This window comes from Bradyrhizobium sp. MI1.3 (genome assembly GCF_055811695.1).
Window position 1 is genome coordinate 1 of the sequence record NZ_JBVVPQ010000129.1, and the last position, 9,337, is coordinate 9,337.

At 64.3% G+C, this 9,337-nt stretch carries 11 protein-coding genes; 8 read left to right on the top strand and 3 right to left on the bottom strand.

Annotation, left to right across the window (positions count from 1 at the left end; translation table 11 throughout):
- Positions 1-177 precede the first annotated feature (177 nt).
- Positions 178-738, bottom strand: coding sequence for an SET domain-containing protein (locus tag AC0L3A_RS39010; RefSeq protein WP_473256402.1), 561 nt, complete (start codon positions 736-738; stop codon positions 178-180).
- A gap of 165 nt (positions 739-903) precedes the next feature.
- On the opposite strand from AC0L3A_RS39010, the gene AC0L3A_RS39015 reads away from it, so the two are divergent.
- Positions 904-1,524: a hypothetical protein gene (locus AC0L3A_RS39015; protein ID WP_354128115.1), complete on the top strand. Its 621-nt coding sequence runs from the start codon at positions 904-906 to the stop codon at positions 1,522-1,524.
- Between the two features lie 17 nt (positions 1,525-1,541).
- Here AC0L3A_RS39015 and AC0L3A_RS39020 read toward each other — a convergent pair whose 3' ends face one another.
- Positions 1,542-2,267, bottom strand: a complete 726-nt coding sequence (locus AC0L3A_RS39020; RefSeq protein ID WP_354128049.1) for a TetR/AcrR family transcriptional regulator — start codon at positions 2,265-2,267, stop codon at positions 1,542-1,544.
- Positions 2,268-2,373: 106 nt separating this feature from the next.
- Between AC0L3A_RS39020 and AC0L3A_RS39025 the strand changes: the two genes are divergently transcribed.
- The 6 genes from AC0L3A_RS39025 (at position 2,374) to AC0L3A_RS39050 (ending at position 6,631) form a co-directional block, all read left to right on the top strand.
- Complete coding sequence (locus AC0L3A_RS39025; protein WP_354128048.1) at positions 2,374-3,771, top strand: carotenoid oxygenase family protein; 1,398 nt, start codon at positions 2,374-2,376, stop codon at positions 3,769-3,771.
- A gap of 40 nt (positions 3,772-3,811) precedes the next feature.
- Positions 3,812-4,075 (top strand): hypothetical protein, encoded by a 264-nt coding sequence (locus AC0L3A_RS39030; RefSeq protein WP_473256403.1) that lies wholly within the window; start codon positions 3,812-3,814, stop codon positions 4,073-4,075.
- A 77-nt stretch (positions 4,076-4,152) separates the two neighbouring features.
- Positions 4,153-4,728, top strand: coding sequence for a hypothetical protein (locus AC0L3A_RS39035; protein ID WP_354128046.1), 576 nt, complete (start codon positions 4,153-4,155; stop codon positions 4,726-4,728).
- A 12-nt stretch (positions 4,729-4,740) separates the two neighbouring features.
- Entirely contained in the window at positions 4,741-5,295 is a 555-nt protein-coding gene (locus AC0L3A_RS39040) for an inner membrane-spanning protein YciB (protein ID WP_007602177.1), read from the top strand.
- A gap of 104 nt (positions 5,296-5,399) precedes the next feature.
- The gene (locus AC0L3A_RS39045; protein WP_007602176.1) at positions 5,400-5,696 is read left to right on the top strand and encodes a hypothetical protein; all 297 of its coding nucleotides are present in this window, start codon (positions 5,400-5,402) and stop codon (positions 5,694-5,696) included.
- Between the two features lie 14 nt (positions 5,697-5,710).
- Positions 5,711-6,631, top strand: a complete 921-nt coding sequence (locus tag AC0L3A_RS39050; protein WP_473256404.1) for an SH3 domain-containing protein — start codon at positions 5,711-5,713, stop codon at positions 6,629-6,631.
- A 154-nt stretch (positions 6,632-6,785) separates the two neighbouring features.
- On the opposite strand, the gene AC0L3A_RS39055 is transcribed toward AC0L3A_RS39050, so the two are convergent.
- Positions 6,786-8,441 (bottom strand): fumarate hydratase, encoded by a 1,656-nt coding sequence (locus AC0L3A_RS39055; RefSeq protein WP_027518905.1) that lies wholly within the window; start codon positions 8,439-8,441, stop codon positions 6,786-6,788.
- A gap of 246 nt (positions 8,442-8,687) precedes the next feature.
- On the opposite strand from AC0L3A_RS39055, the gene AC0L3A_RS39060 reads away from it, so the two are divergent.
- On the top strand, positions 8,688-9,161 hold the full coding sequence (locus AC0L3A_RS39060; protein WP_007602170.1) for a hypothetical protein: 474 nt from the start codon (positions 8,688-8,690) through the stop codon (positions 9,159-9,161).
- Positions 9,162-9,337: the final 176 nt, after the last annotated feature.

Sequence of the window (9,337 nt, forward strand, 5' to 3'; positions counted from 1 at the left end):
TTGCCGCCGCCGCGCTTGCCTGCGGGGGGCGCGCGCCCTCATCCCTCCCTGTCATCGCCCGGCTTGACCGGGCGACCCAGTATTCCAGAGGCAGTCGTCGCATACGAAAAGGCCGCGGCGTACTGGATGCCCCGCTTTCGCGGAGCATGACAGTTGTGCCAGAAGCTCGAAATCAGGCTACGCCCGCGCGCGCCCGTTGGCTTTGCCAACAGCGACGCCGTTGAGCTTCTTCTTTTTGACGGGCTTCGCCCCCGCCTTCTGCGCTTTACGCTCCGCGCGCGCCTTCACCTTGGCGCGTTCGGCCCGCGCTTCCGCGCGCAGCTTCTTGCGCTTCTTCTCGCAAGATTCGCACTTGCAGCCGATCGGCTTCAGGTAGGCTTTGAAATAATCGGTGCCGTAGTCGTAATTGATCTCGTCGCCCGGCTCGATGTTCTTGATGGCGCGGATGAAGACCTTGCGCTCGCGCGGCCGGACGTCGGATTCGGCGTTGGGCCGGCACGAATGGTTGATGTAGCGCGCGAGGTTCTTGCGCACCGAGCCGTCAATGGTCCAGCGGCCGTTGAGCTCGAACAAATATTTGTTCTCGATGTCGTCGTGCTCGGGAATCCGGGAGTCCAGAATCGGTCCGTAATAACGGATGATCCGGGTGCCCTTCTTGATCGGCTTGGTGGCGAAGAGGCCGAGCCCGGTTTTCGAGCGGCCGACGCGATAAGGTTTGTTGGACGAGGTGGCTGGCATGATCACGAAAAACGAGGACGCGAACAAGGCTGAAAGAGCCCAAGCGAAGCCGCTCTTCTAGAACGATTCCGCGCCCCTGTCAGGTGTCTGTCGACACTGTTTGAACCTTGCCCACAATCAAGACGTCTGATGGTACGGAGTTCCCGCTCGACTAAAGGCGTCGTCATGTTCCGCATCACCACCGCAACCTTGGCCATATTGCTCCTGGCCATGTTGCTGATGTGCAGCGGTCTCGGCCGCGCCGACGCCCAATCCGTGGGCAGCCAATATAGCTCGACGGCCTCGAAGGATTGCCGCCAGATCGGCAAGCCCAGCGAGCTCGACGGCAGCACCACGCGGGTCTGCAAGGGCAAGGATGGCCTCGTGGTCCTGATCGCCGAGGACGATCTTCGCGAAATCGTCTCGGTCGGCCGCAATCGCAAGGCCGCGGCCGAGGAACCGGCGGCAAAAGTCTGGTTCGCTCCGTTCAACTCGTCCGAGACCACGGTCGAATGGCGCACCGCGGGGGCCAAGCCGTTTGCGATGATCCAGCGCTGGCACATCGCCGATGGCACCGATCCCGACAAGCAGGGGCGGCCGAACACCAAGGCCATGCTGATCGTGACCCGGCTGCCACCCGGCCCCGTCTGCCACGTCGCCTATGTCGACGCGATCGCCAACCCGAACGCCAATGAGCTCGCGCGCAAGGCCGCGGACGAGTTCGCCCGCAGTTTTACCTGCGGCAAGGACGAGGTGAAGATCGTCGGCGCGCGCGGCCGAGCCGTCGAGCTCGCGACGATGCGCTAGGCGCTCGCGGCAAGCCATCAAGGGCCCGGCGGCTTCCCCGTCACGGGCGACATCAGCATCGCCTCGAGCAGTCGTTCGGGAGTCGTGCCCTCGGGCAGGCGCCCCAGAATATCCTCCAGCCGCCCATCGAGCAGCAGCATGGTAAAACCATGTACCATCGACCACGCGCGCGCGATCGCGGCGCCCTGATGGAGCGTCAGCGCGTCGCCGCTGATCTGCTCCTGCCGCATCATGCCGACGGCATTGGCGAGCCCGGCAAAGGACGCCTCGGCGGCCTCGTGCAGCGACGGCCTGGAATAGTCGAGGCGCTCGGTGCGGAACATGATGCCGTACATGCCGGGATGAGCCTGGGCATAGGCAACATAGGCTTTCGGCCGCGCCAGCGCGCGCTCGAGCGGGGTGGTGGCGGAGTCGGAGGACGACGCCATCGCCGCATTGAACTGGCGGAAGCCAACCGCCGCGAGCTCACTGAGAAGTCCGGTGAGGTCGCCGAAATGATGGGTGGGCGCGGCATGCGAGACGCCCGCCTCGCGCGCCACGGCGCGCAATGTCAGGCCGGCGAGCCCGTCACGCTCCAGCACCCGTTCGGCGGCCTGGAGCAGCGCCTCGCGCAGCGCGCCGTGGTGATAGGGCGCCTCGGCCTTGACGCTCGCCGTCCGTCGCGCGAGGCGCGCCGGGGCGCTCGCCTTCTTTGGGGTGCGCGCACCGCGCGCGGTTGCTGTCCTGATTTCGCTCTTGCCCATAGGCCAGCTATAAGACGCAATATTTACAGTGTAAAGATTTCACTTGACCAGAACTCCTCGTACGACTATTTGATCTTTACGATGTAAAGATGAGGGAGGATACGCCGTGCAGCAGGACGCCGTTGCCGAACGCCGCCACAATCTCGGTCCGATTCCGTTCGAGGCCGACGCGCCCTTCCTGAAAATCATCGGTGAATTGCCGCGCGAGCTGAACGGCACGCTCTATCGCAACGGCCCCGATCCGCAGTTCGAGTCGCCCGGCGCGCACTGGTTCGTCGGCGACGGCATGCTGCACGCCTTTCATCTCGAGAACGGGCGCGCCAGCCATCGCAACCGCTGGATCCGCACGTCGAAATGGCTGGCCGAGCACGATGCCGGCCGCGCGTTGTTCGGCGGCTTTGGCCGCAAGCTGCCGGATGCCCCGGCGAACCTGACCGACGGCGGCGTTGCGAATACCAACATCATCTTCCATGCCGGCAAGCTGCTTGCGCTGGAGGAGTTGCATCTGCCGACTGAGATCGAGCCCGGTACGCTCGCGACGCGCGGCTATCACAATTATCAAGGCCGCATCGCCGGCACCTTCACCGCGCACCCGAAGATCGATCCCGTCACCGGCGAGCTGGTGTTCTTCGGCTACAATGCGGCGGGACCGCTGACGCCTGCCCTCTCCTACGGGTCGATCGATGCGTCCGGCAAGGCGACGCGCTTCGAACGTTTCGAGGCGCCCTATGCCAGCATGGTGCACGACTTCATCGTCACGGAAAACCACCTGCTGTTTCCGATCCTGCCCCTCACCGGCAGCATGGAGCGCGCGATGAGCGGGCGGCCGCCCTATGCCTGGGAGCCGGACAAGGGCGCCTATGTCGGCGTGATCAAGCGCAAGGGCAGCGCGAAGGACATCGTCTGGTTTCGCGCTGAGGCCTGCTACGTCTTCCACGTCATGAATGCATGGGAGGAAGGTGACCGCATCATCGCCGACGTCATGCAGTTCGAGGAAGCACCACTGTTCACGCATCCCGACGGCACGCCCACCAATCCCGAGAAATCCTTCGCCCGCCATTGCCGCTGGACGTTTGATCTTGCCGGGAATACCGACCGCTTCCAGCAGACCTATCTCGACGATCTCACCGGCGAATTCCCGCGCATCGACGACCGCCGCGCCGGATTGAAGAGCGGTCACGGCTGGTACGCCTGCGCCAATCCGACGCTGCCGATGTTCGGCGCGTTGTCCGGCGTCGTCCATGTCGATGGCAAGGGCAAGCGCCTCGGCCATTATCTGCTGCCGGCCGGCGACACCATTTCTGAACCGGTCTTCGTCGAGCGGTCGAAAGATGCGGCAGAAGGCGATGGCTGGCTGCTGGCGGTGGTCTGGCGCGCGCGGGAGAACCGGAGCGACCTCGCCGTGTTCAACGCCAGGGATGTCGAGGCCGGCCCGGTCGCGTTGGTGCAGCTCGGCCACCGCGTGCCCGACGGTTTTCACGGCAATTGGGTCGGCGCGCAGTAGCTGTTCCTCGTCATCGCGGATGCCACCAAAGAGGTCTCTGATGCACATGCCATCGATCACTGCGGACTATCTCGTCGTCCTGGTCCTGATCTGCGCCGCCCTCACACTTCAGATGATCCAGCCGCGGCGGAGCGGCCAAACCGTCTTCAACGGCGGTATCTTGCTCGCCCTCGTCCTCTTGGTCACCTGTGCGTTACCTGCGCTGTCCTACCTGCCCTGGGCCGGATTCACCGACGAAATGGCCGACCAAGCCGTTGCAGCAATTCAATTTTTGGAAGTCGCTTACGTCATTTTGACACTGTAAAGATTTTGCTTGACCCCGCTCCGCCCGTGACTTATTGATCTTTACATCGTAAAGATAAGGCCTGACCGAGGCGGACCATGGCGATTTTCCTGATCCTCGCGCCCTACGGCGCCTTCACCTTCCTGATGCTGATGACATCGGCCACGATCAGCGTATTCGTGGCCTCGGCAATCTGTCTCGCCACCGTCGCGATCGATGTCGTGCGCGGTCGATCGGTGAAGATCCTGGCGATGAGCTCGGCGCTGCTATTCGCCGCAATCGGCATCCACCTCGCGCTGTTCGATCCGGCGCTCGGCACACTCGGTGTCAAGCTGTCGGTCGACATCGGCATCTTCGTCATCTCGCTCGGCTCGATGCTGGTCCGCCGTCCATTCACGCTGCAATACGCGCTGGAGGCCGTGCCGGCCGAGACCGCGGCAATGCCCGGCTTTCTCTATGCCAATTACGTCATCACCGGCGCATGGACTGCGGCTGCGCTGCTGATGGCGGCCGCCAATCTCGTGCTGCTCTATGTCCCCGGCCTGCCGCTCTGGTCGAGCCTTGCGGTCGCCTTCGCCGCCCGCAACAGCGCGATGTACTTCACAAAATGGTATCCCGAATATCGGCAGATCACGTACGGTGCGCCGGCCAGCGCACTGCCCCACACTCGCTGAACAGGATCGACGATGAAGGACGTATTCGCCCGCCTCGCCTCCGACCTCTTCTCCGCCATCGTCTTCCTGGTCATCTACCTCGTGACCGACAACGTCGTCCTGGCAACGTCGGTGGCGATTGCCGGAGCGATCGCGCAGGTGATCTACGCGCGCGTCAAGGGGCAGCAGGTCAATTACATGACCTATGCGAGCGTCGCGCTCGTCGTCGTGCTCGGCACGATCACGCTGCTGACCAACGATCCCCGCTTCATGCTCGCAAAGCCCTCGATCGCGCATTTCGCGATCGGCGCCATCATGCTCAAGCGCGGCTGGATGCTGCGCTACATGCCGGCGATCGTCGTAGAGACCGTTCCGGAATATGTGACGGCTGCAGGTTATGCCTGGGCTGCGCTGATGTTCGTGATCGGCGCCGGCATGATCGCCGTCGCCTCCACAGGCGATCTGAAGCTGTGGGCGTTCTACATCACGGTGGTCGCGGGCGGCGCCAAGATCCTCGCCTTCGCCGTGCAATATGTCGTGCTCCGTCTCATCGTCACCAGCCGACGGCGCGCCGCCGCCCGCGCCTAAATGCCTCCGACGGAGCGTTAGGCGCGGGCGACGAGTTGCGCTATACGCTCGGCCGGGACTGGCCCGCGGATCGTCGCGGTCCGCCGGGATCTTGGGAGACGCGAATGGCCGTCGACGGCAACTGGACTCTGACCCTGACAACCCCCATGGGCGAGCGCAAGGCGACGCTGAGCCTGACGGCTGCCGGCGGCACGCTCACAGGGACGCAGGGTGCGGAAGGCGATACAGCCGAGATATTCGACGGCACCGTCAGCGGCGATGCCGTCAACTGGAAGGTCTCGATCACCAATCCGATGCCGTTGACGCTCGAATTCATCGGAACCGTCTCGGGCGACAGCATGAGCGGTGAGATGGGCATCGGCCCGATGGGCAGCTTCCCGTTCACCGGCACGCGCGCCTAAGCCGCGCGGCAACCGTGCGCGCGCTCGGTCTCATCGCGGCGACGATCCTGTGTGTCGCGACACAAGCGGCGCGCGCGGACGACGCCGAACCGGCGTGGCGGGCAAGCGCGCTCGCCATGCTACCGGCAGGCTATGTTGCCGGCACGGCCTATCGAACCGAAGGTTCGACGGGCTACCTCGCCGTCTATCCGATCTCGTCGAACGATCCGAAGTCGCCTGCAAGCGTTTTCGGCGCGCGCCAGGCTCTTGTGGTCGCGCTGACGTCGGATGCGACGCGCGCAGTCTCGGCCGCATTGAAGCCGCGTAGCGGGCCGGATCCTGACAACGACGACACCGAATTCGCAAAGCTGCACGCCGATCTCGCCGCCAAGCGCTCGACGCTTCCCGACGGCACCGAGCCGTGCGATCTCGGCGCCTGGTCCGTCGACAAGGATCCTGATGGCCTCAACGTGCGTGCCGAACCATCGACCAAGGCGCGTGTGCTCGGCACGCTTCCGCCGCCCTACCTGCTCAAGCTCGGCGGCAGCGAGAACACGCCCGATGGCGGCTGGCTCACCGAATTCCGCATCATCGGCTTTAAGAACGGCTGGTTTTTGATCGAAGGCGCCAAGCCGCCCGGCAGGGACTACGAGGACGACAAGAAATATCCGCGCCGCGCGCCTAAGCCCTACGCCGGACGCGGCTGGGTCGCCTCCAACAAGGTCGGCGCGTCCCACGCCAATGGCGCGACACGCATGGGCGGCCTGTTCCAGGCGCCCTTCGTCGATGCGAAATGGATGCCGGCCCAGCGCGAGCTCGGCGGCCCGATCGACACCGACGGCGGGCCGAAGCACATCTTTGCTTGCAGCGGCCTCTGGGGCCTCGTCGAGAGCCAGGACGGCGTCCGCGGCTGGTGGCGCGGGCTGTGCTCCAACCAGGTCACGAATTGCAGTTAGCCTGCGGCCCATCCTTCGAGACTCCGGCGGGCCCTCAGGATGAGGTCATGTTTCGCGGCGAGATATCAGACCCTCATGGTGAGGAGCCCGCCAAAGCGGGCGTCTCGAACCATGCAGGCCGAGCTCTTCCGGCACTCCGGAGCGAGGCGAAGAGCTAGCCCAGATTCAGCTCCTTGAAGAAGTCGTTGCCCTTATCGTCGATGATGATGAACGCCGGGAAGTCGACGACCTCGATGCGCCAGATCGCTTCCATGCCGAGCTCGGGATATTCGAGCACCTCGACTTTCTTGATGCAGTGCTCGGCAAGATTCGCCGCGGCACCGCCGATAGAGCCGAGATAGAAGCCGCCATATTTCTTGCAGGCCTCGCGCACGGCCGGCGCCCGGTTGCCCTTGGCGACCATCACCATCGAGCCGCCGGCGGCCTGGAACTGATCGACGAAGGAATCCATGCGGCCAGCGGTGGTGGGGCCGAACGCACCGGAGGCGTAGCCCTCGGGCGTCTTGGCGGGGCCGGCGTAATAGACGGGATGGTTCTTGAAATAGTCCGGCAGCGGCTCGCCCTTGTCGAGCCGCTCGCGCAGCTTGGCATGCGCGGAATCGCGCGCGACGATCATGGTGCCGGTCATCGAGACCCGCGTCTTGGTCGGGTACTTCGAGAAGGTGGCCAGGATATCCTTCATCGGCTGGTTGAGATCGATCTTGACGACCTCGCCGCCCAGCGACTGCTCGACCTCAGGCAAATACTGCGCCGGGTTGTGCTCGAGCTCTTCGAGATAGACGCCGTCCTTGGTGATCTTGCCGAGCACCTGGCGATCGGCCGAGCAGGACACGCCGAGCCCGATGGGGAGCGAGGCGCCATGACGCGGCATGCGGATCACGCGGACGTCGTGGCAGAAATATTTCCCGCCGAACTGCGCGCCGACGCCGAGCGACTGCGTCATCTTGAGAATTTCCTGCTCCATCTCGAGATCGCGGAACGCGTTGCCGTCGGGCGAGCCGTGGGTCGGCAGCGCGTCGAGATAGCGAGCCGACGCCAGCTTCACCGTCTTCATGCAGAGCTCGGCCGAAGTGCCGCCGATCACGATGGCGAGATGATAGGGCGGGCACGCCGCGGTGCCCAGCGTCAAGACCTTCTCCTTCAGGAAGGCGAGCAGCCGGTCCTTGGTCAGCACCGACGGAGTGGCCTGGAACAGGAAGCTCTTGTTGGCAGAGCCGCCGCCCTTGGCCATGAACATGAACTTGTAGGCGTCATCACCTTCGGCGTAGATCTCGCACTGCGCCGGCATGTTGTTGGCGGTGTTCTTCTCCTCGTACATCGACAGCGGCGCAACCTGCGAGTAGCGCAAATTGCGGCGCAGGTAAGCATCGCGCGCGCCTTCCGACAGCGCCGCCTCGTCGTCACCATCGGTGATGACGTTGCAGCCCTTCTTGCCCATGATGATCGCGGTGCCGGTGTCCTGGCACATCGGCAGCACGCCGCCGGCGGCGATGTTGGCGTTCTTGAGGAAGTCCAGCGCGACGAACTTGTCGTTCGGGCTCGCCTCGCCATCCTCCAGGATCGCGCGGAGCTGCTTCAGATGCCCCGGCCGCAGATAGTGGTTGATGTCGCCAAAGGCCGCTTCCGACAGGGCCCGCAGCGCCTCCCGCGACACCACCAGCATGTCCTTCCCCAGGACCTTCTCGACCCGCACGCCCTCGGCCGTGATCTTCTTGTAGGGCGTCTCGTCCTTGCCGAGCGGAAACAGCGGGGTGTGCTTGTAGGGCGGAACGGGCTTTGCGGGGTCGGGGAAGGCGGTGGGAGCGTTCATGGGCTGGAATCTCGGGGTTTTGGAGCCCTCGTATGGGCCCCTTCCATAGAAGCGTTCTAAGCTTTTTTGCCGCAAAGGGAAGGCGCCCTGGTGCGGTCGGGGCATCCCGATTCGGCGCGTGGCGAGCTATTTTCGGCGGCTGTCGGCGGACACGAGGCCCTCATGACGCCAGTGAAGACCCTGGGTGCACCCCTTGCGCTACGCGCCCGACGACGGTTGAATGCGCCCGCTAAGGGGCTCTTCATCATGACATTGAACTTGCACGTCCGCGGCGCGATCCTGGTCGCCGCCGCCATCACCGGCCTTGTGACCCTCGCCGCACCCGCGCGCGCCGACCGCTGCGATGACAGCGCCAAGGAGCTGGCGAACCAGGTCGACCGCCTCAAGGTGAATTTCCGCGCCGCCAATGTGGTCTACCTGACGCACCCCGCGGCCAAGGAATTGTCCGTGGCTTGCCGTGGCGACAAATATTCGATCGAGCTCTATGCCAAGGGCGATCGCAAGCCCAAGCCGGAGTTCTTTGCGCTGGTGGGGTCGATGGCGGCGATCGTCTTCACCGTGACCAAGGACGATACGACGACGGGCGCGACACGCTGCCTGAAGCGGATGGGACTCTTGCGCGGCGACAAGATCAGCATGCGTTACCGGCGTCTCAACATGGAATGCACCCGCACCAAGACGGATGCGTCCATCGCAATCACGCGCGGCAAGGACGAATAGGCGGCTCCCGCGCGGTGTGCGTCTGACAGCACACCGCACACTACAGACTCCGTCATTGCGAGCGTAGCGAAGCAATCCAGATCCCTCTGCGGAGACAGACTGGATTGAGCCTCCCCTAAATCGGTGGACACCTATAGCTTAGACAGCAAGAGGTGTCAGATGACGAAACGGCAGCG